This is a genomic window from Paraburkholderia sp. FW306-02-B (assembly GCF_058782725.1).
This window is the reverse complement of sequence record NZ_JBYSXZ010000001.1, coordinates 3,619,603-3,640,579: the sequence shown is the minus strand read 5'-3', so window position 1 is coordinate 3,640,579 and position 20,977 is coordinate 3,619,603. Positions and strand designations below refer to the sequence as shown.

At 64.6% G+C, this 20,977-nt stretch carries 16 protein-coding genes; 7 read left to right on the top strand and 9 right to left on the bottom strand.

The genetic code is table 11. From position 1 onward, the window contains the following. Positions 1–104 precede the first annotated feature (104 nt). The 5 genes from AC3WOG_RS16110 to AC3WOG_RS16090 form a co-directional block, all read right to left on the bottom strand. Positions 105–614, bottom strand: coding sequence for a disulfide bond formation protein B (locus AC3WOG_RS16110; RefSeq protein WP_492578910.1), 510 nt, complete (start codon positions 612–614; stop codon positions 105–107). A gap of 108 nt (positions 615–722) precedes the next feature. Next, positions 723–2,102, bottom strand: coding sequence for an amidase (locus tag AC3WOG_RS16105; protein WP_492578909.1), 1,380 nt, complete (start codon positions 2,100–2,102; stop codon positions 723–725). A 28-nt stretch (positions 2,103–2,130) separates the two neighbouring features. Continuing rightward, complete coding sequence (locus tag AC3WOG_RS16100; protein ID WP_492578908.1) at positions 2,131–2,811, bottom strand: GntR family transcriptional regulator; 681 nt, start codon at positions 2,809–2,811, stop codon at positions 2,131–2,133. Positions 2,812–2,917: 106 nt separating this feature from the next. Next, positions 2,918–4,270, bottom strand: coding sequence for an MFS transporter (locus AC3WOG_RS16095; RefSeq protein ID WP_492578907.1), 1,353 nt, complete (start codon positions 4,268–4,270; stop codon positions 2,918–2,920). A gap of 7 nt (positions 4,271–4,277) precedes the next feature. Beyond that, complete coding sequence (locus AC3WOG_RS16090; RefSeq protein ID WP_492578906.1) at positions 4,278–4,976, bottom strand: DUF2848 domain-containing protein; 699 nt, start codon at positions 4,974–4,976, stop codon at positions 4,278–4,280. Positions 4,977–5,194: 218 nt separating this feature from the next. Between AC3WOG_RS16090 and AC3WOG_RS16085 the strand changes: the two genes are divergently transcribed. From AC3WOG_RS16085 to AC3WOG_RS16075, 3 genes are all read left to right on the top strand, one after another. Beyond that, positions 5,195–6,952 carry a cation:proton antiporter gene (locus tag AC3WOG_RS16085; RefSeq protein ID WP_492578905.1) on the top strand — a complete coding sequence of 586 codons (1,758 nt, stop codon included), beginning with the start codon at positions 5,195–5,197 and terminating at the stop codon, positions 6,950–6,952. Positions 6,953–7,080: 128 nt separating this feature from the next. Beyond that, positions 7,081–8,574, top strand: coding sequence for a gamma-glutamyl-gamma-aminobutyrate hydrolase family protein (locus AC3WOG_RS16080; protein WP_492578904.1), 1,494 nt, complete (start codon positions 7,081–7,083; stop codon positions 8,572–8,574). A 462-nt stretch (positions 8,575–9,036) separates the two neighbouring features. Next, a complete protein-coding gene (locus AC3WOG_RS16075) occupies positions 9,037–9,810 on the top strand; it encodes a DUF2968 domain-containing protein (protein ID WP_492578903.1) in 774 nt (257 codons plus the stop codon). A 261-nt stretch (positions 9,811–10,071) separates the two neighbouring features. On the opposite strand, the gene AC3WOG_RS16070 is transcribed toward AC3WOG_RS16075, so the two are convergent. Further along, the gene (locus tag AC3WOG_RS16070) at positions 10,072–10,596 is read right to left on the bottom strand and encodes a GNAT family N-acetyltransferase (protein ID WP_492579821.1); all 525 of its coding nucleotides are present in this window, start codon (positions 10,594–10,596) and stop codon (positions 10,072–10,074) included. Positions 10,597–10,896: 300 nt separating this feature from the next. On the opposite strand from AC3WOG_RS16070, the gene AC3WOG_RS16065 reads away from it, so the two are divergent. Further along, complete coding sequence (locus AC3WOG_RS16065; protein WP_492578902.1) at positions 10,897–12,201, top strand: MFS transporter; 1,305 nt, start codon at positions 10,897–10,899, stop codon at positions 12,199–12,201. A gap of 127 nt (positions 12,202–12,328) precedes the next feature. On the opposite strand, the gene AC3WOG_RS16060 is transcribed toward AC3WOG_RS16065, so the two are convergent. Continuing rightward, on the bottom strand, positions 12,329–14,176 hold the full coding sequence (locus AC3WOG_RS16060) for a tetratricopeptide repeat protein (protein WP_492578901.1): 1,848 nt from the start codon (positions 14,174–14,176) through the stop codon (positions 12,329–12,331). A 126-nt stretch (positions 14,177–14,302) separates the two neighbouring features. On the opposite strand from AC3WOG_RS16060, the gene AC3WOG_RS16055 reads away from it, so the two are divergent. From AC3WOG_RS16055 to AC3WOG_RS16045, 3 genes are all read left to right on the top strand, one after another. Then, positions 14,303–14,662: an ArsR/SmtB family transcription factor gene (locus AC3WOG_RS16055; RefSeq protein WP_492579819.1), complete on the top strand. Its 360-nt coding sequence runs from the start codon at positions 14,303–14,305 to the stop codon at positions 14,660–14,662. After that, positions 14,659–15,864 carry a cation diffusion facilitator family transporter gene (locus AC3WOG_RS16050; protein ID WP_492578900.1) on the top strand — a complete coding sequence of 402 codons (1,206 nt, stop codon included), beginning with the start codon at positions 14,659–14,661 and terminating at the stop codon, positions 15,862–15,864. Before AC3WOG_RS16055 ends, AC3WOG_RS16050 begins: the two co-directional genes overlap by 4 nt. 102 nt (positions 15,865–15,966) lie before the next feature. After that, complete coding sequence (locus AC3WOG_RS16045) at positions 15,967–17,691, top strand: FAD-dependent monooxygenase (RefSeq protein ID WP_492578899.1); 1,725 nt, start codon at positions 15,967–15,969, stop codon at positions 17,689–17,691. A 72-nt stretch (positions 17,692–17,763) separates the two neighbouring features. On the opposite strand, the gene AC3WOG_RS16040 is transcribed toward AC3WOG_RS16045, so the two are convergent. Then, positions 17,764–18,015 (bottom strand): formate dehydrogenase subunit delta, encoded by a 252-nt coding sequence (locus AC3WOG_RS16040; protein ID WP_492578898.1) that lies wholly within the window; start codon positions 18,013–18,015, stop codon positions 17,764–17,766. An 8-nt stretch (positions 18,016–18,023) separates the two neighbouring features. After that, entirely contained in the window at positions 18,024–20,969 is a 2,946-nt protein-coding gene (fdhF, locus tag AC3WOG_RS16035) for a formate dehydrogenase subunit alpha (RefSeq protein ID WP_492578897.1), read from the bottom strand. Positions 20,970–20,977 lie beyond the last annotated feature (8 nt).

Genomic DNA, 20,977 nt, shown 5'->3' with positions numbered 1-20,977 from the left:
AGCCATGCGGGGCGGGGTGCGGCGGGGGAATGGAGTTGCCGGCCGGCAACTCCATTCCCCCGCCGCGAACGAGACGGCGCAAAGGCCGGTGCGAATCCAAAGAATCAGGCGATCCGGCTGCGATTGCGGTACAGGCTCAGCGCCAGCGGCACGAAAGCCACCACAAACGCCACCAGCGACCACGTCGGCAGCGAAAGACCGAGAATCGGCGGATACGGCGTTTCACACAGTCCGGCGACCTTGAACACGCCCGGCAGCCACTGCGCGGGCGGCAAGCTGTCGACCAGCGGTTGCAGCGCGTCGAAGCCGCAGCTGAAGCCGGGATTCGCCTGAACATACACGTGCCGCGCGGCGGTCACGATGCCGGCCAGTGCCGACAGCGCCGCCAGCACTTCGAGCAGACGCACGCCGCGCCAGCTATTGAAGCGCGCGCCGAGGAACGCAAAAATCGCGATCAGCAAGAAGAAGTAGCGCTGGATGATGCACAGCGGACATGGGTCTTCGTGCTTGAAGTACTGCAAATACAGCGCGCCGGCCACCAGCCCGACGCAGATCAGGCCAAGCAGAACCAGCAGGGAGCGCTCGCGGCGCAGCATTGCATTGTCGTTATTCATGGATCGTGTGGCTGTCGATGGACGGAAAAAACGAGAAAGGGCGGGTGCCCGCGATTCTAGCGCGAACCCCCGCCCTGACGCTTATCGCACTTTTACGCCGTCATCCGATCAGCGGATCGCGTTGAGCACCGCTTCGGCGCCGCGGCCGATAGCCAGCAAGGCGTCGTCGGCGTGCGGCGCGCCTGCCAGCATCAGGCCGACCGGCGCGTCGCCGCGCAGATGGCAGGGCAGCGACAGCGCACAGGTGTCGAGGAAATTGAAGACGCTCGGGTTGCGCAGGATCAGCGCATTGGTGCGGCCAAAGGCGTCGTCGTCGTGTGCCAGATCGGCCACGCGCGGCGGCACGACCGGCACGGTCGGCGCGACAACCGCGTCGAAACGCTGCCACAGCGTGCGCGCGGCTTCATCGAGCAGCGCCTGGCGTTCGGCGAGCAGGTCCAGATAGTCCGCAGCGCTGGCCGGCTGGCCCTTCAGAATACGGACCAGTACGCGCGGGTCGTATTGTTCGCGGTGTTTCTCCAGCAGCGGACGGTGCCATGCGTACGCTTCGATCGGCGCAAAGCCGAAGCGGTTGATCTCGGGCAAACGGTCGAGCGGCGCGAAACGCACTTCGGTGACGATCGCACCGGCCGCTTCCAGATGCTTGAGCGCCGTGTCGATCGCCGCGGCAACTGCCGGTTCTACCCCGTCGGTCACGAAATGGGTGAGCACGCCAAGGCGCACGCCTTCGAGCGGCCGGGCCGCCGGGATGCGCGGCTCGAGGCCGGCCAGCATCCGGTCGACCAGCGCGCAGCACGCCACCGACACGCCGATCGGCCCGAACGAATCGAGCGTCGGCGAAAGCGGCACGCCGCCATGCTTCGGAATGCGCCCGGCGGTCGGCTTGAAGCCGGTCAGGCCGCACAACGCGGCCGGAATGCGGATCGAGCCGCCGGTATCCGTGCCGAGCGCGACCGCGGCCATGCCGTCCGCCACCGAGGCCGCCGCACCGGACGACGAGCCGCCCGAAATCCGCTCGTCGCCTTTCACGCCGCGCTGATAAGGCGATAGCGGGTGGCCGTAATGCGGGTTCAAGCCCAGTCCTGAAAACGCGAACTCGCTCATATTGGTGCGCCCGACGATCACCGCGCCCGCCCGCTTCAAACGCGCGACGGCGACCGCATCCGCGGTGGCGGCGGGGGCGTCGGCCAGCACGATAGAACCGGCGCGCGTCACCTGGCCCTGGATATCGAACAGGTCTTTGACCGACACCGGAATCCCGGCGAGCGGCGAGAGCACCGTGCCGGCGGCGCGCAGGCGGTCGTGCGCATCGGCGGCGGCGCGGGCGCTGTCGGCATCGACGTGCATGAAGGCAACCGCGCCCTGGCCGGCGGGATCGGCGATTCGTTCGAGCGCGGTTTCGACGAGCGCGCGGCTCGTGGTGCGGCCGGCGGCGAGATCGGCGGCAAGCTGGGCAAGCGGCGGGAAGGGCGTGAATTCAGTGGCCATGATGGTCGTCCGGATCCGGTTAATTCGGTTAAATTCGGTTGAACAGGGTCGCGCGGAACGCTTCGATATGCTTTTGCACCGATTGGCGGGCGCCTTCGGCATCGCGTTCGCGCAACAGGCGAAACAGTTCGAGATGTTCTTCGTGGACGTCTTCGAGATGATGCGGCTCGGACAGCGAAATGAACCAGAAGCGCAGCGAGCGTTCGTGCAGCCCGCGCAGAATGTCGGCCAGCACCGGGTTGCGCGAGGCCGCCGAAATCGCCAGATGAAACTCGCGGTCGATATCCATCATGCCTTCGATATCGTGCGCCGCGACGCAGACCGCCGAGCGCTCCAGCAAGGCCTGCATCGCATCGTAATCGTGCTGCTGCGCGTGGCGCGCGGCCAGCTCGACGCAGTAGCTCTCGTTCACCAGCCGCACGTCGATGATCGCCAGCACGTCGTCGAGCGAGACCGGGCGCACCATGATGCCCTTGCGCGGCATGATGGTCAGCATGCCTTCGTGCACCAGCCGGTGCAATGCCTGATGAACGGGCGTGCGGCCGATGCCGGTCAGCGCCATCAATTCCGCTTCGTTGAGCACCTCGCTCGGCCGCAGGCGCATCGTGATGATCTCGCGCTTGACGAACGCATAGGCCTGTTCGGCGAGGCTCGCGCCAGCGGTCTCGCGGGTGGGACTGGAACGGCGGGCGGTCTGCAGGAGCGTCATGTAAGGAGAGAGCGGGCGATGTCGCACGCATTGTAGAACAAGGTTTTGCGCGGACCGCGCGAGTGTGCGTGGATCATGAGTCGACCACCCGCGCTGTCCTTGCATGTCAGGCGCTGCTCGCCGTGACCGCCGCCGCATGCTGCACCTTGACGCGCGGCATCGTCAGCGTGACGAGGCCGCCGACGATCAGCGCCCCCGCGATCAGCACCAGCCCGAAAGTCACGCTATGCGTCGCATCCTTGACGATGCCGAGCACATACGGGCTCACGTACCCGGCGAGGTTCGCAATCGAGTTGATCACCGCGATACCCGCGACCGCCGCAGTGCCTTGCAGGAACGTCGTCGACATCGACCAGAAGATGCCGAAGCCCGCCAGAATGCCGATATACGCGATCGACAAACCGGTGACGGCCAGCGGAATCGAGTTCGTCACCGAGGCGCTGCCGAGCAGTCCCGCCGCGCCGATAAAGCAGCACACCGCGTAATGCCAGCGCCGTTCGCCCGTGATATCCGACGAGCGGCCGATCAGGATCATGCCGATGCCTGCCGCCAGATAAGGAATCGCGGTGACAAAGCCATTGGTGACGAGGTTCGTGACGCCGAGATCCTTGACGATCTGCGGCAGCCAGAACGAGAAACCCGCGTTGCCGGTGACGAGGCAGAAGTAGATCAGCGTCAGCAGCCAGAAGCGGCCCGAGCGCAATGCGACCGCCAGACTATGCTCGGCGCCGGCCGCAGCCGCGGCGGTGTTTTCGCGCGAGAGACGGCTGAGGACCACACGCTTTTCGTCGTCGCTGAGCCAGGCGGCTTCGGCGGGCGTGTTGCGCAGCACGGCCAAAGCCCAGAAGCCGGCGAGGATCGACGGAATGCCTTCGATCAGGAACATCCATTGCCAGCCGCGCAAGCCGTGCGCTTCATGCAGCGCCGACATCAGGAAACCGGACAACGGTGCGCCAATGATCCCCGCTACCGGAATCGCCGCCATGAACACGGCGACCATCCGCGCGCGCCGGTCGGACGGAAACCAGAAGGTCAGATACAGCACCACGCCCGGCACCAGCCCGGCTTCGGCGACGCCGAGGAAAAAGCGCAGCACGTAGAACATCGTTTCCGAGCGCACGAACATCATCAGGCACGACAGCAGGCCCCACAGCATCGTGATGCGGGCGATGGTGGCGCGCGCGCCGAACTTCTTCAGCAGCAGATTGCTCGGCACTTCGAACACGAAATAGCCGAAGAAAAAGATCCCCGCGCCGAGTCCGTACGCCGCGTTCGATAGCCCAAGATCGCCGGTGAACTGCAGCTTCGCGTAACCGATGTTGACGCGGTCCAGGTACGACAGCACGTAGACGAGAAACAGGAACGGCATGATGCGCCAGGTGATCTTGCGCAAGGCGGCGGCTTCGAGCCACGGGTCGGAAGACGCAGCGGCGGTAGCGGATAGCGAAGGGGTGCTCATGGGTGCCTCATTCGACGATAGGTAGCGCTCGCACGCGATAGGCGTGGCGCAGCGTGCGGTTCAGGATGGGGTCGTGGAGTTCGAGTTCGAGCGCGTCGCCGTCGGCCATCCCGACGATGCCGCCTTGCACCGCCAGCGTGCCGCAGAACATCGCGGCGCCTTGTGCGAGCGGCGCGCGCTCCAGCAGATCGCCGGCCGGCAGCAGCGATGCGACGCTGCCTTGCTGATAGACGCGCCGCTCGCCGTTCGCCATGGCGCACGCACGCAAATACGCGCGCAATTCCAGTTGATCCCAATGTCCGGCGACGTCATCGAAACGCCATGCGTCGTGGGCGACCGGCTTCGGGCAGACCTGCTTGGAGACGGTGACGCCATAGGCCTCGACTTCGCGGTCGGTGTGGTCGGAGCCGACGGTGACGAGCAGTCCCGCGTTCGAGCGCACCAGCACGCACTCCGCTTCGCCGCTGGACTTCACGCCGACCACGTCGATCTGTTCGGCTTGCGTCAACAGTTCGGCGCCGAGGCGGTAGAAGCATGGCGTGGTCGAGGGCCGTTTCACGCCGAGTTCGGCCAGTTCGGCGATGTGATGTTCGATGGCGGCCTGGTCACGCCCGGCCCAACCGGCGATGGTCAGACGATTGACTTCGACGATATCGGCGCTACTGCCGCCGGACCGCTCTACAACATTGAAGGACATTCGCTGCATTACTCGATTCCCAAGAAAATACTCGGCAAATATTATTGTGATATTTCACAGGCGTCCAGCGTGTCAAAAACATTCTGCGCGAGTGATTCCCTGTGATCCTCTGCGGTCCTTTTGCACGCCAATCCAAGACCCTCCCGGCGTCTGCGCGTTTTCGGCGCGTCGCACGCGTGCGTTACACTGCGGCTTTTGAATTATTACTTTTTGTAAGGAAAGCATTCATGCATCACGGCATTGGTTTCATTCAGGATCTGGCGGTCGTGATGGCGCTCGCCGGCGTCGTCACCGTGCTGTTCCATCGCCTGAAACAGCCGGTGGTGCTGGGCTACATCGCCGCGGGCGTGATCCTCGGGCCGTACACGCCGCCGTTCCAGCTGATCCACGACGAGCAGACCATCCAGACGCTCGGCGAATTGGGCGTGGTGTTCCTGATGTTTTCGCTCGGGCTCGAATTCAGTCTGCGCAAGCTTTTCAAGGTCGGCGCGACGGCGATCGTCGCGGCGCTCTCCGAAATCGTGTTGATGCTGTGGATCGGTTACGAAATCGGTAGCGCGTTCGGCTGGAGTTCGATGGATTCGCTGTTTCTCGGCGCGATTCTGGCGATCTCGTCGACCACCATCATCGTCAAGGCACTCTCGGAGCTCGGGTTGAAACGCGAGAGCTTCGCGCAACTGGTGTTCGGGATTCTGATCGTCGAGGACATTCTGGCCATCGCGATGCTGGTGCTGCTGTCCGGTATCGCGCAGACTGGGCAGCTCAGCGCGGGTGTGGCCGTGGTCACGCTCGGCAAGCTGCTGCTGTTCATGACGGTGTCGCTGGTGGTCGGCATTCTGGTGGTGCCGCGTGCGCTCAATTACGTGGCGCGCGCGAGGAGTGACGAAATGCTGCTGGTGTCGGTGCTCGGCTTCTGCTTCGGCTTTTGTCTGCTGGTGGTGAAGCTCAATTACAGCATTGCGCTCGGCGCGTTTCTGATCGGCGCGATCATGGCCGAATCGCGCCATCTGCACCGGATCGAGCATCTGATCGCGCCGTTGCGCGACGCGTTCTCGGCGATCTTCTTCGTCACGATCGGTTTGATGCTCAACCCGGCCGTGCTGGTCGACTATGCGTGGCCGATCGCGGTGATTACGGTGGCGGTGATCGTCGGCAAGATCGTCTCGTGCGGGCTGGGCACCTTTCTGGCCGGCAAGGACGGACGCACGGCGATGCGGGTCGGCATGACCGTCTCGCAGATCGGCGAGTTCTCGTTCATCATCGCCTCGCTCGGACTGACGTTGAAAGTGACGAGCGCGTTTCTGTATCCGATCGCGGTCGCCGTATCCGCATTGACCACGCTCTTCACGCCGTACCTGATTCGCGCGGCCGACCCGCTGACCCAGCGCATTGGCCGCGCGATGCCGCGCACGCTTGCCAACGTGTTCGGCATGTATGGGCAGTGGCTGCGCAGCTTGAGCACCAGGAGCGGCGAGCCGACGCTGTTCAGCATGACGCGGCGGATCATCCTGCAGATTGCGGTGAATCTCGCGCTGGTCGCGGCGATTTTTCTGATCGTGTCGTATAGCGCGCCTTACACCGGCAACCTGCTCGCGCACTGGCTGACCTCCGAGCCGCTGCAGCGCGTCGTGCTGTGGAGCATCGCGCTAATCGTTTCGATGCCGTTTCTGGTGGCCGTCTATCGCAAGACCAAGTCGCTTGCGTTGCTGCTCGCCGAGGTGAGCGTGCAGCCGGCGATAGCGGGGCGCTTCACGAGTGCGATCCGCTACGCGATTTCCGACCTCGTCCCGGTGGTTTCGATGGTCGGCGTGTTTCTGCTGGTCGCGGCGCTATCGAGCAGCATCCTGCCGCCGACCGGCCTGCTGACCGCGGTGCTGATCTGCGCCGCACTGCTGCTGGCGCTGCTCTGGCGCTGGTGCGTGAAAATCCACGCGACGATGCAGATCGCGTTGCGCGAAACCTTCGACGAACAGCCGGACCCCTAAGCGAGTCGGGCTTGCGCCGTGGCGCCGAACAATGTGAGCAATTGTGTGCGGGTTTGCCGGGCGTGCCCCGCTGGCGGATAATCAGGGCATATTCATTCGTTCGCGTGGAAGGCGCCTGTCTGACTGTCATGAGCGAAAACAAACCTGACAATGCCGGCAAGCCCGGCACCCCCCCGTCGCCATCGGCGTCGCCGTCCGGCGAAACGCCGAGCGCGTCGAAACCCGACATCACGCTGGCTGACCCGGCGGTCTCACTGCCTATCTCCCACGAAGATTCCATCCAATCTCCAATCAAGGACGTGGTGAAGCCGCATGAGACTTCGACCGCGCTACCGGCTGATTCCTCCGCGAACGCGCGCGCTGCCGAAGCGGCGGCCGTGAGGTCGTCGACCGACGATCCCGATAGCGCGTCAGCCGTCACCCGCGCCGATCCGCAAACAGCGCGGCAACGTGACGCGGCCGAAGCGCGCAGCTCGGCCGCGGCTTCGACGGCGCAGCAGGAGGCCACCGTCCATGAGCGCGAAGCACGCGACGTGCGATATGCCGCTGTGCGTCCCACCACGCTTGTGAGCAGCGAGCCGATAACTGGGGAAGTGGCCGTGCCGGCGGACGAGGCCGCCGCGGCGGAAAAAGCGGCAGCCTCGTCCGCGCGCCGGGCAGGCTCGCCGCCGCCCGGGTTCGGCGCCGCGCCCGACTTCACCGCGTCGAATCCACCGCCGCCGAACGCTTTGCCGCCGTCGCCGCCGCGTTACCTGAAGCACAACGATTCGGCGTGGACCGTATTCGGCCGCATCATCGCGGCGCGCGCGCGTCAATTGTTCGATCGGGCGGGTCAGCGGATCACGCAGCGCACGCTGCGCATCGGCGTGTCGGCGCGCATCTTCCATCCGGAGCCGGGTGCGAAGGGGCTGCGCGGCAAGACGCTGCAATACCTCGAGGAGTCGGTCGCACACTGGGTGATGTCGCGCGATGTGCTGGTGTTCATGATTCCGACGGTCGGGCACCAAGGCATGCTGCACCCGAGCAATATCCGTTTGCGCGACTACGCGAAGCATCTCGACGGCCTGCTGCTGCAAGGCGGCGCGGACGTCTCGCCGCAGTCGTACGCGGAAAGCGCGACCAGCCACGAGTGGCCGGGCGACCGGGTGCGCGACATGTACGAACTCGAGCTGCTGCACGAGTTCATCGAGTCGGGCAAGCCGGTGCTCGGCGTATGCCGCGGCTGTCAGCTGATCAACGTGGCGTTCGGCGGCACCTTGTACCAGGACATCGCCACCGAAGTACCGACCGCCGACGCGCACGTCAACGAAAACTACGATCAGCATCGGCACGGCATTCACTTCCCGGACGGCTCGACGCTGACGAATATGTTCCCGGGCCAACGCGACGCGATCGTCAACTCGATCCATCACCAGGCGGTCAAGACACTGGGTCGCGATCTGAATATCGAGGCGGTATCGGCGTCGGACGGCATCATCGAAGCCGTGCGCTATCGGCGCGCACCGTTCGTGATGGGCGTGCAGTGGCACCCGGAGTTTCATCGCGCGGGCGGCGCTGAGTTGCTCGATTGCACGCCGTTGCTCGATACGTTCCTGCGGGTAGCGCGCGAAACGCGCTTTTAAAGCCGCGCTGTTAAATCCGATGCACGTGAGGCGCCGCTCTGTTGCTGGGCGCGGCGCCTCGTGCAGCGGTGTTCCCTTCGCTTCTTTCTCGCTGACTTTTCGGACATCTCGCCGGCAGACTGTCGATTTTCCGGTCACTCGCGTCCGCTTTAATAAGATAGTCAGGTATGCGAGATAACGCGCGAATCAATCTATTGCGTTATCTCCAAAATGCGGCTCACGATTGGCGTTGGATTCGCGCGAATTCAACGTGGACGGTGTGCATTCTCAGGAGTCGGATCGTTGCGTTTTTGGTCTGGATGAAAGCGTTTATTGCGCGATTGACGGATTCACTTGGCCAAATCGTTCGCTATCGATTTATCTCGATTTAAAGTGCGGCCGCGCGACACTTGAATGCTTCGCTTAACGGCTAATCCGCGCGATAATTCAAGGCTGTTTGGGATTCGCATGGAGCATGCACGTATGAAGTACCCCTTAATAGTACGGCGCACCATGCTGCTCGCGACCTCGTGTGCGCTGTTGCAGCATGGTGGCCTCGTGCTGGCAGCGTCGAACGACGAAGCCGCGCCTCTGGTCGGCACTCGCCCGGCCATGAATACGCTCACACCGCAGCCGGTCGCCGCCGCGCTGCGCAGCGCGGCATCGGGCATACCGGCATCGGGCATACCGGCTTCAGACATACCGTCAGACATACCGGCTTCGGGCGCGTCGGCCACGGCCGGCGATGCACAAGGCAACGTCGCCGAATTGATGCAGATGATTCACGATGCGAAGCTGAGTGAACTGCGCACCACCTATAACGGCAGTTATGGCGCGAGTCTGCTTTTCTATCCGCAGGAGATGACGTATTACGTCGCGTTATTTCAGGATAAGCATTTCTGGCGTGTGATCAAGTCGCAAGACATGGCGCGAGCCGAAGCGGTTTATGCCGGCTTTGTCAAGCAAACCGCGCAACTCGCGGATGTGGAGATTCGCCGCACGCAATTGCAGGCGCAGAAGGCTCAAATCGAGGACGTCATCGCACTGTCTGAAGATCGCGCGAAACGGCTGCAGGCCGATCTCGACGTCGCTCGTACGCAGCAGGCCAAAGTCAACGACTATCAACGCCAAACGCAGGGTGAAGCGGCGGCGCTGCATGCGGAAAAGGAAAGGGCCCAAGCGCAGTTGCGTCTGGTGCAAGGCGAAGTGATGCAGTTGCAGCGGCAGACCGAGTTGGGGTTGCCGACGCAGAAGTAGGCGGGAAGCGCATAAAAAAGCCCGGCAACAGAATTGCCGGCTTTTTTAACGCCGCGATTTTGAGATCGCGGAGCGCTTACTTCGCGAATTGATCGGGAATGTCGGTGACGCGACGTTGCGACGGATGGTTCATCCAGTCGGTCCCGCTGAGTCTGGCCTTGCTGGCCGCCGGAGCAGGGCGCGACGGCCGATCGGACTGGTCTGAAAAACAGGTGCCGGACCGCATTGTTCTGGACAACGATCAAAGCCGGCGCGCTCGTTTTATCGATCCAACCGGTACACATAGCGCAGCGCAGTTATGTCCACGCCGCCCATCTGATCCGGTTCAGCGCCGACGAACTGCCAGCCTTGACGTTCATAGAAGCCGATCGCCGCCGTATTGCCTTCGAGCACGTACAGGTAGAGCTGCGTTTCGCCTTGCGCGCGCGCCCAGTCTTTGGCAGCGCGCATCAGCAGTTTGCCCACGCCGATGCCCTGATATTCCGGTAGCGCATGCAGGTTATCGAGCAGCACGCCCCACGCCGACTCCGGTTGCCGTTCGACGCACACAAAGCCGATCGGCTCGCCCGCGAGTTCAGCGATCAGCACGCTGCGGCGCTCGCCGCCCGGCGCGCTCAGACGCGCTTCCCAATAGGCGGCGCGCTCCCCGGTGACTTCGCCGTCGAGGAACGCGTCGGGCAGCAGACCCCGGTAAGTGGCCTGCCAACTGGTGCTGTGGATAGAGGCAATCAGCGCGGCGTCCGCGAGGGTCGCGGGGCGCAACAAAATAGCGTGGGTGGGCTGCATCGGGATGGTAGTCAACGGAAGTGCTCAGTTGCAAAGTGTACTGCGCGGGTCGGAAGGCGGAGTCTGTAATGAAAATGTATGAAATACGCGACAGCGCTGGGAACGGTAACATTATGTGCAGCGGGCTCCGCATGATTCACAACGTTTACCCTGATACCGCCGCAATGCGTTCGATATGAAAATGCAGCGCCCCCGGCGCGTCTCATTTTTGCCGTGGCATCCGCTTGCCGACCGCGGTGGATCGTTTCAACTGCCTGATCGCCGCTGGTCCCTGTGGCGACGGGCTTATCAGAGAGTGTCATGTCTACTGCGTCACCAGCCACCCCATCTTCGTCCCGGGAATCCAAGGTCAAGACAGTTTTCCGCGTCGTCAGCGGCAACTTTCTTGAAATGTACGACTTCATGGTCTACGGCTATTACGCGTCCGCGATCGCCAAGACCTACTTCCCGAGCGGCAACGAGTTCGCTTCGCTGATGCTTTCCCTGTCCGTGTTCGGCGCGGGCTTCCTGATGCGTCCGCTGGGTGCGATCGTGCTCGGCGCGTACATCGACCATCACGGCCGGCGTAAAGGCCTGATCCTCACGCTCGGCCTGATGGCGCTCGGCACGCTCACGGTCGCGTCGATTCCAGGTTACGCGACGATCGGTGTGCTCGCGCCGGTGCTCGTGCTCGGCGGCCGGTTGTTGCAGGGCTTCTCCGCCGGGGTCGAACTGGGCGGCGTCTCGGTGTATCTGTCGGAGATCGCTACCAAGGGCAACAAGGGCTTTTATTGCGCCTGGCAGTCGGGCAGCCAGCAGGTCGCCGTGGTGTTCGCCGCGCTGATCGGCGTGGCGCTCAACAAATTTTTGCCGGCTGACCAGATGACCGCCTGGGGCTGGCGCGTGCCGTTCCTGATCGGCTGCCTGATCGTGCCGTTCCTGTTCCTGATCCGCCGTTCGCTGCAGGAAACCGAGGAGTTCGCGGCGCGCAAGCATCATCCGAGCATGGGCGAGATCATGAAGACGATGGTCGCGAACTGGGGCATCGTGCTGGGCGGCATGGGCATGGTGATCATGACCACCGTGTCGTTCTACATGATCACCGCGTACACGCCGACCTTCGGCAAGGAAGTGCTGAAGCTGTCGTCGATCGATACGCTGGTCGTCACCGTCTGTATCGGCCTGTCGAATCTGGTCTGGCTGCCGCTCGCGGGCGCGCTGTCGGACCGCATCGGCCGCCGTCCGGTGTTGCTGGCGTTCACGATTCTGACGATCGTCACCGCCTATCCGGCGTTGCAATGGCTGGTCGCGGAACCGTCGTTTGCGCGCTTGCTGGCGGTCGAGTTGTGGCTGTCGTTCCTGTACGGCAGCTATAACGGCGCGATGGTGGTGGCGCTGACCGAAGTGATGCCGGTCGAGGTGCGCACCGCCGGCTTCTCGCTGGCCTACAGTCTCGCGACGACGATCGGCGGCTTCACGCCGGCCATTTCAACGCTGCTGATTCACACCACCAACAATAAGGCCGCGCCTGGCCTGTTCCTCGGCATCGCGGCGATCTGCGGCTTGATCGCAACGCTGGTGTTGTATCGCACGCCGGAGTCGCGCAATCAGTATCGGATGGCCTAGCGGCTGCTTGCCTTGACTCTGGCCTCAGGGTCGAGGAAAAACAAAACCCCGCACTCTCACGAGCGCGGGGTTTTTTGTTGGGTGTTGCAACGGCGGCGTGTTTTGACCAGCCGCAGCACGCAGGCCGCTAGCCCAGACGCAATTCGTTAGCCACCGCCTCGACCACGTCGCCCCATGCGCCTGGCTGCGGCTGGCGCAACAGTGTCGTGCCCGGATACCACGGGCTGTGCGTTTCGCCGACGAACCAGCGCCAGTCCGCCGAGAACGGCAGCATCAGCCACAGCGGCTTCTTCAGCGCGCCGGCCAGGTGAGCGATCGACGTATCGATCGACACCACCGCGTCGAGCCGCTCGACGATCGCCGCGGTGTCCGCAAAGTCGCCGATCCGCTCGTCGAAGCGATGAATCGATGTGGCCCGCGGATGCGCGTCGAGCGCGGCGCGTTCGTCGGCGCTCAGTGCGGGTTGCAACACGATCCAGTCGATCCCGTCGAGTGCGAAGAGCGGGTCGAGCGCGGCAAGCGGCATCGAACGGTTTTCGTTCTGCTGGATGCGTCCCGACCACGCGATGCCGATCTTGCGTTTCGCGTGACCGCCGAGCGAACCGCGCCATTTGCGGCGATAAGCCGGCGGCGCGCTGAGGTAGGGCGTGCGGGAGGGAAGCGTGCCGTAGGTCGTGCCGAGCGCCAGCGGCAAGCTCAGCAACGGACATTGCAGATCCGCGGCCGGGCGCGGCGCGCCCTGGGTGATCAGCGTCACGCGCCAGGCTTGCGCAGCCGGCGCAAGCAGCGGCAACAACTGCGGCTGCACTTCGAGCACGACGCGCGCCGCGCGTTGCGCGGCCAGCGGCACGAAGCGCACGAACTGCAAGGTATCGCCGAAACCCTGTTCGGCGTGCACGAACAGCGTGTGTTGCTCGATCGGTTCGCCGTGCCAGCGCGGCAGCGTCTGCATGACCGGTTGCGCCGTCGTTTGCAGCCGCCATTCGTATTCAGGCAGTCCACGCGCGAAATCACGCAGCGTGAGCCACGCAAGCGCGCGGTTCATGTGCGCGGAGGCGAGGTCGGGGCGCAAGCGCAGCGCCTGATCGAATGCGCGTACAGCCGCGGCGTGTGCACCCAGTGCCTGGTGTGCGGCGCCCAGGCTCAGCCACGCGAGCGCGAATTGGGGATCGAGCCCGACCGCGCGCTCGAAATACGGCAGCGCCTGCGCATGGCGGCCCAACGGCGCGAGCGCGTTGCCGAGGCCGAAGATCGCGGGCGGCAGGTTCGGCTGCAAGGCGAGCGCCGCCTGGAACGAGGCGACCGCTTCCGCGTGGCGGCCGGTGGCGTCGAGCGTATTGGCGAGGTTGAAATGCGCGGCGACGAAGCGCGGCTCGGCGGCCAGCGCGGCGCGAAAGCACGGGATCGCCTCATCCGCGCGGCCGAGCGCGTTCAGCGACATGCCCATGTTGTTGAGCGCGCCCGCATGCCCGGGGCGCAATTCGAGCGCGCGCTGGAACGATGCGATCGCTTCCGTGTGGCGTCCGAGTGCATGCAACGCATTGCCGAGGTTGTTATGCGACGACGCGTCCTCCGGCTGCAGGCGCAACGATTTCTCGAACGCGTCGGCGGCGTCTTCGTGGCGGCCCGCCGCCGCGTACGCGTTGCCGAGGTTGTAATGCGCCATCGGGAAGGACGGCGCGAGCGTCAGCGCATTGCGAAATTGCTCGATCGCGTCGTCCAGTTTGCCGAGCGCCTTCAGCGCGTTGCCGAGGTTCAGTTGCAGCGCGGCGTCTTCCGGGCGCAGGTTCACCGCGCGCCGCACGAGCTCGGCGGCTTCGGCGTGCTGACCCTGCTGGTGGCGCAGTACGCCCAGCAGGTGCAACGCATCGACGTGCGCGGGATTGCCGTCGAGCGTCGCGCGATAGCCGCGCTCGGCGTCGTCGAGCCGGCCGTCACGATGCGCCGCGAAAGCGCGGTCAAATACAGGTTGCATGACGGAGGGATGGAATTTCGGGTGAGACGAACGCCGCATTTTCCCACACTCGCCGACGCTGCCCCGGATTTGACCTGGTGCGTCAACACCTATAACATGTGAATACCTGTTCATATGTATACCGGCATGCCGCCCGCTATGGCTTCCATCACATTGCCTGTCAGCTTAGAAGACCGTTCGGTGGACACGATCGTGCCGCTGGCCGATCTGTTCCGCCTGCTGGGAGACCCAACGCGCCTGCGCATCGTGCTCGCGTGTGTCGACGAGCGGCGCGCGGTCGGCGCGATTGCCGAGGCGCTGGGCTTGTCGCCGTCGCTGGTGAGCCACCATCTGCGCCTGTTGCGCGCGGCGCGCATCGTGCGCGCGGAGCGCCAGGGCAAGCAGGTGTTCTACCTCGCCGCAGACCGCCACATCAGCGCGATGCTGGCCGGCATGCTCGAGCATGTGGCCGAACCGCTCGCCGAATTACCTCTGGATCCGTCATGAAGAAAACCACCCCCCCGAACCCGGCCGCCGAAGAGCGCGACGACGACCACGCGCCGGTGTGGCTCGATGGGGCGCTTGATGGGGGCGATAGCGAAGATGCGCGAAGCGATGGCGAGGCCGGTGCCGACCCCGCTCATGCCGCTCATGCCGGGCATGAGCACGAACACGGACATGAGCACGGCGCGGCCCACACACATCCGGCCGATTCACAGGGTGCGGGCGATCGCGCGGAGCCTGGCCATCAACACAGCCAAGGCGGTGAAAGCCACGCCGGCCACCACCACAGCCACTCAGGCCGCCATCACCACGCTCACGCACCCGTCGAAGGCCACGGCCGCGCCTTCGCGCTCGCCGTCGCGCTGAACGTCGCGATCGTGGTGATTCAGGGCATCTACGGCGTGATCGCGCATTCCACCGCGCTGCTCGCCGACGCCGGCCACAATCTCTCCGACGTGCTCGGCCTGCTGCTCGCCTGGGGCGCCATATGGCTCACCACGCGTCGGCCGTCAGCTCGCTATACGTTCGGCTACGGCAGCTCGTCCATTCTCGCGTCGCTTGTCAATGCCGGACTGCTGCTGTTCGCGTGCGGCGTGATCGTCGCCGAGGCGATCGGGCGCTTGATGAACCCGGCGCCGGTCGCGGGGCTCACCGTGTTCGTCGTCGCGACGGTCGGCATGGTCGTCAACGGTATCTCCGCGTGGCTTTTCATGCGCGCTCAGAAGGACGACTTGAACATTCGCGGCGCCTTTCTGCATATGGCGGCGGACGCAGGCATCTCGGCGGCGGTCGCGATCAGCGGTCTGGTGATTCTCTACACCAACTGGACGTGGCTCGATCCGGCGATGAGCCTGCTCGTGGTCGCTGTGGTGGTGTACGGCACCTGGGGCCTGCTGCGCGATTCGGTGCGGCTCGCGCTCGACGGGGTGCCGGCCGGCGTCGATCTGCAACACATCCACGCGTATCTCGCCGGGCAGCCGGGCGTCACCGACGTACACGACCTGCACGTCTGGGCGCTGTCGACCACCGGCAATGCGCTCAGCGCGCATCTGGTGATGCCGGGGGGACATCCCGGCGACGAGTCGCTCGACGGCATGGTCGTCACGCTGCGCGAACGTTTTTCGATGCAGCATGCGACGCTGCAAGTCGACCTCGGCACCACCGAGCATCGCTGCGCGATGGATCATCCGCCGCACGCGCATTAAAGTCCCGCGGCATCCGCGCCCGCTCCGCAATTGATGCAGCGCACCGTCGAACGGCGTACGGGCGGCGTACACTAGAACGCACTGCTGCCTCCGGAGTTCCGCATGGACGCTGCTCGAAACGACGCGTCGCCGGTGCTGATCGTCGGCGCGGGTCCGACCGGACTCGCCGCGGCCATGAGTCTGGCGCGTGCGCACATCCCCGTGCGTCTGATCGACAAAGCGATGCAGCCGAACCCGCACTCGCGGGCCATCGGCATTCAGGCGCGCACGCTCGAACTGTTCGAGCAGCATCGGCTGATCGAGCCGTTTCTCGAGCTCGGTCATCGGGCGCGAATCGCCAATCTCTTTTCAAATGGGCAGCGCCTCGCGCGGCTCGATTTCGATCCGCTGCATACGCGCTATCCCTATCTGCTGTTTCTCGATCAGGCGATCACCGAACGCCTGTTGACCGAGCATCTGGCGACGTTCGGCGTGACGATCGAACGGGGCGTCGAACTGACGATATTCTCGCAAGGCGTGACCGGCATTCAGGCGACGCTGCGTCGCGCGGACGGTCACACGGAGACCCTGCATCCGTCGTACATGATCGCCGCCGACGGCGCGCATAGCGCGATCCGTCACCGGCTCGGTTTGAACTTTACGGGCAAGACTTTCGAGCAGAGTTTCCTGCTCGCCGACTTGCACGCTGAAACCGATTGGCCCGAAGACGAGTTCCATATCTTCGCTTCAAGCGAAGGTCTGGTCGCGCTGTTTCCGATGGGCCACGGCCGCCATCGTCTGATTGCCGATCATCCGGTCGAGCCCGCCGCTAGCGCTGCGCCCGCCACGCCCGCGGTGCTCGGCGAGCCGCCGCTCAACATCGTGCGTCCGCCGCCGCTCGACGAATGCCGGGCGCTGATCGCGCGGCGCGTCAATCAGCGGGTCGAGGTGTCGGACCTGGCGTGGTCGTCGTACTTCCATCTGAACAGCCGGATGGTGGAGAAGCTGCGCGTCGGGCGCGTATTCCTCGCCGGCGACGCTGCCCATGTGCACAGCCCGGCCGGTGCGCAAGGGATGAACACGGGCATTCAGGAAGCCTTCAACCTCGGCTGGAAGATCGCGCGGGTGCTCAACGGCGCGGCGCCGGACCGCCTGCTCGATACCTATCATCTGGAGCGGCATCCGATCGAGCGTGACGTGCTGCGGCAAACCGGCTTCATCACGCAGATGGCCGAGGCCGATCACGGACCGCTGAAGCTGCTGCGCGAGCGGGTGATGCCGGTGCTGGCCGCGCTCGGTCCGCTACGCGATGCGGCGCGTCTGACGATCAGCGAATTGTCGATCCAGTATCGGCGCAGTCCGCTGACGTTCGAGCGCGTACTCGACGGCGGCCCGCGCGCCGGCGAACGGGCGCCGGATGCGCTGGTGCATGTGGTGGACGGGCCGCTGGGACGCGCGCCCGGCGTCGGCTGCATTTTCGATCTGCACGACCCGGCATTCTTTTCACTGTTCCTGCTGGTGCCGCCTGTCCCCGCCGACGAAACGCCGCTCGATCCGGCCGCCAAACACGCGCCGCCGCCGGATGCGGAGCTGGAGCGGCTTGTCGCCGAGGTCGAGAAATTGTTGCCGGGCGCGGTGCGGATCTGGCGCGTGACGGATACGACGGGCGAGGGCGGCCCGCCGCTGGCCGAATCGTATGGCCGCACGCGGCCATCGTTCTATCTGGTGCGGCCGGACGGCTACGTCAGTGCACGCGGCCGCACCGGCTCGGATTTGCAAGGCTTGCTGCGGCACTGCGAGGCGTGGTTCGCCGTCGGCGGAGTGGTGCCGGAGCAGGCGGCCCTTTGAGCTAGCCGGCTCTGTCGCGCAACGCTCACTGAGCCGCCGGGGCCGCCTTGCGCGTTGCCTTACGCCTTACGCTTACGCGAAAGAAGAAGCGGCCGGCATCAGTTGATCGCGATGTTTGACGAGCGACTCTCTGACGATGTCCGATATCGCGATGCCGTTCGCATCCGGTTGGTCGAGCGTCGCCAGCAACGCGCGCCGCATGCGCGGCTCCCAGAAGCGGCGAATATGATCGGCGATGCCGGTCAGCGCCTCTTCGCGGTCCGGCATCGAATCGAAAAAATCGCCGATCCGGTTCGCCATGTCGATCAGGTTCTGGTCATCCATGGCTTGCCTCACTTACCCGACGTTGCATTGGCCAACTCACGCTGCTTCAGCAGATCGAGCTGCTCGGTGTTGAAGCGCGAATACTCCTGCTGCCACTGCGACGGCTGTTCGACCGGCATCACCTGCACCGCGGTGACCTTGTACTCCGGGCAGTTGGTGGCCCAGTCCGAGCTATCGGTGGTGATCACGTTCGCGCCCGATTCGGGGAAGTGGAACGTCGTGTAGACGACACCCGGCTGCATCCGCTCGGTCACCTTCGCGCGCAACACGGTCTGGCCCGCACGCGATTCGATGCCGACCCAATCGTCGGTTTTGATGCCGCGCTCTTCCGCGTCGTGCGGATGCAGCTCCAGACGGTCTTCGTCGTGCCAGCGCGAGTTCTCGGTGCGGCGCGTCTGCGCGCCGACGTTGTACTGCGACAGGATGCGGCCCGTGGTAAGCAGCAGCGGGAACTTGCGCGTGACCTTTTCAGGCGTTGCGATGAACTTCGTAATCACGAACTTGCCCTTGCCGCGCACGAAGGTGTCGATGTGCATGGTCGGCGTGCCGTCGGGCGCGTTCTCGTTGCAGGGCCACTGGATGCTGCCGAGCTCGTCGAGCTTTTTGTACGAAACGCCGTGGAAGGTCGGCGTGAGACGGGCGATCTCGTCCATGATTTCGGACGGATGCGCGTAGTCCATCTCATAGCCGAGCGCGCGCGCGAGCAGCACCGTGACTTCCCAGTCGGCGTAGCCCGGCACCGGTGGCATCACCTTGCGCACGCGCGAGATGCGGCGTTCCGCGTTGGTGAAGGTGCCGTCCTTCTCGAGGAACGACGAACCCGGCAACAGCACGTGCGCATACTTCGCGGTCTCGTTGAGGAAAATGTCCTGCACGACGATGCATTCCATCGACGACAGCGCCGCCGACACATGATGCGTGTTCGGATCGGACTGCACGATATCTTCGCCCTGGCAGTACAGGCCCTTGAAGGTGCCGTGCACCGCGGCGTCGAACATGTTGGGAATGCGCAGGCCCGGTTCCGGTTGCAGCGTGACGTTCCATGCTTCTTCGAACAGCGCGCGCGTGATCGAATCGCTGATGTGACGATAGCCCGGCAGTTCGTGCGGGAACGAGCCCATGTCGCACGAACCCTGCACGTTGTTCTGGCCGCGCAGCGGATTCACGCCGACGCCTTCGCGGCCGATGTTGCCGGTTGCCATCGCGAGGTTGGCGATGCCCATCACCATTGTCGAGCCTTGCGCGTGTTCGGTGACGCCCAAGCCGTAGTAAATCGCGGCGTTGCGGCCGGTGGCATAAATGCGGGCGGCGGCGCGCACTTCCTCGGCGGGCACGCCGGTGAGCGCCGCGGTGGCTTCCGGCGCATTTTCAGGCAACGCGACGAATGCTCGCCATTGCTCGAACGCACGCGTTTCGCAGCGCTCGGCGATGAAGGCTTCGTCGAGCAGGCCTTCGGTGACGATCACATGCGCGAGGGCATTGACCACCGCGACGTTGGTGCCCGGACGCAATTGCAGATGATGCGACGCCTTCACGTGCGGCGTATCGACGATATCGATGCGGCGCGGATCGACCACGATCAGCTTCGCGCCTTCACGGATGCGGCGCTTCATCCGCGAGCCGAACACCGGGTGGCCGTCGGTCGGATTCGCGCCGATCACCATGATCACGTCGGCTTTATCGACTGACGCGAAGGTCTGCGTGCCGGCCGATTCGCCAAGCGTCGTCTTCAGGCCGTAGCCGGTCGGCGAGTGGCACACGCGCGCGCAGGTGTCGACGTTGTTGTTGCCGAACGCGGCGCGCACGAGTTTCTGCACGAGATACGTTTCTTCGTTCGTGCAACGCGACGACGTGATGCCGCCGATCGAATCGCGGCCGTGCTTCGCCTGGATGCGGCGGAACTCCGACGCCGCGTAATTGAGCGCCTCTTCCCAGCTGACTTCGCGCCACGGATCAGTGATCTTCGCGCGGATCATCGGCTTGGTGATGCGGTCTTTGTGGGTCGCGTAACCCCATGCGAAGCGGCCCTTCACGCAGGCGTGGCCTTGGTTGGCCTGGCCGTTCTTGTGCGGCACCATTCGTACGACCTGGTTGCCCTTCATCTCCGCCTTGAACGAGCAGCCGACGCCGCAATACGCGCACGTCGTGACCACCGAATGCTCGGCCTGGCCGAGCATGATGACGGACTTTTCCTGCAAGGTCGCGGTCGGGCACGCGGCGACGCACGCGCCGCACGACACGCACTCCGATTCCATGAACGGCTGGTTTTCGCTGGCCGCGACGCGCGATTCGAAGCCGCGCCCGGCGATGGTCAGCGCGAACGTGCCTTGTGTTTCTTCACAGGCGCGCACGCAGCGATTGCAGACGATGCACTTCGACGGGTCGTACGTGAAGTACGGATTCGATTCGTCTTTCTTGTCCTTCAGGTGATTTGCGCCGTCAAAGCCGTAGCGCACTTCGCGCAGGCCGGTCACGCCGGCCATGTCCTGCAGTTCGCAGTCGCCGTTGGCGGGGCAGGTCAGGCAATCGAGCGGGTGATCGGAGATGTACAGCTCCATCACGTTGCGCCGCAGCGATTGCAGGCGATCGGTTTGCGTGCGCACTTTCATGCCGGCTTCGACCGGCGTCGTGCACGAGGCCGGATAACCGCGCTTGCCTTCGATTTCGACCAGGCACAAGCGGCACGAGCCGAACGGTTCGAGCGAATCGGTCGCGCAAAGCTTCGGCACGTTCACGCCGGCTTCCACGGCGGCGCGCATCACCGACGTGCCGGCCGGAACCGTCACCGCCTGGCCGTCGATTTCGAGCGTGACGTCGACGTCGGCATGGCGTAGCGGCGTGCCGTAGTCGGTGTCGTCGAAAAACGAGCGGGTCGCGCGTGGTTGCGCTTGCGATTTGCACGCGCAGTTGCCGGAACCGCAGCCACCGGCAGGGGAGTTGAGCACGTCGGACATATGAGGCT

Coding starts and splice junctions, on each gene's coding strand:
- AC3WOG_RS16110 (WP_492578910.1), bottom strand. CDS start 614: ATGAATAACGACAATGCAATGCTGCGCCGCGAGCGCTCCCTGCTGGTT.
- AC3WOG_RS16105 (WP_492578909.1), bottom strand. CDS start 2,102: ATGGCCACTGAATTCACGCCCTTCCCGCCGCTTGCCCAGCTTGCCGCC.
- AC3WOG_RS16100 (WP_492578908.1), bottom strand. CDS start 2,811: ATGACGCTCCTGCAGACCGCCCGCCGTTCCAGTCCCACCCGCGAGACC.
- AC3WOG_RS16095 (WP_492578907.1), bottom strand. CDS start 4,270: ATGAGCACCCCTTCGCTATCCGCTACCGCCGCTGCGTCTTCCGACCCG.
- AC3WOG_RS16090 (WP_492578906.1), bottom strand. CDS start 4,976: ATGCAGCGAATGTCCTTCAATGTTGTAGAGCGGTCCGGCGGCAGTAGC.
- AC3WOG_RS16085 (WP_492578905.1), top strand. CDS start 5,195: ATGCATCACGGCATTGGTTTCATTCAGGATCTGGCGGTCGTGATGGCG.
- AC3WOG_RS16080 (WP_492578904.1), top strand. CDS start 7,081: ATGAGCGAAAACAAACCTGACAATGCCGGCAAGCCCGGCACCCCCCCG.
- AC3WOG_RS16075 (WP_492578903.1), top strand. CDS start 9,037: ATGAAGTACCCCTTAATAGTACGGCGCACCATGCTGCTCGCGACCTCG.
- AC3WOG_RS16070 (WP_492579821.1), bottom strand. CDS start 10,596: ATGCAGCCCACCCACGCTATTTTGTTGCGCCCCGCGACCCTCGCGGAC.
- AC3WOG_RS16065 (WP_492578902.1), top strand. CDS start 10,897: ATGTCTACTGCGTCACCAGCCACCCCATCTTCGTCCCGGGAATCCAAG.
- AC3WOG_RS16060 (WP_492578901.1), bottom strand. CDS start 14,176: ATGCAACCTGTATTTGACCGCGCTTTCGCGGCGCATCGTGACGGCCGG.
- AC3WOG_RS16055 (WP_492579819.1), top strand. CDS start 14,303: ATGCCGCCCGCTATGGCTTCCATCACATTGCCTGTCAGCTTAGAAGAC.
- AC3WOG_RS16050 (WP_492578900.1), top strand. CDS start 14,659: ATGAAGAAAACCACCCCCCCGAACCCGGCCGCCGAAGAGCGCGACGAC.
- AC3WOG_RS16045 (WP_492578899.1), top strand. CDS start 15,967: ATGGACGCTGCTCGAAACGACGCGTCGCCGGTGCTGATCGTCGGCGCG.
- AC3WOG_RS16040 (WP_492578898.1), bottom strand. CDS start 18,015: ATGGATGACCAGAACCTGATCGACATGGCGAACCGGATCGGCGATTTT.
- fdhF (WP_492578897.1), bottom strand. CDS start 20,969: ATGTCCGACGTGCTCAACTCCCCTGCCGGTGGCTGCGGTTCCGGCAAC.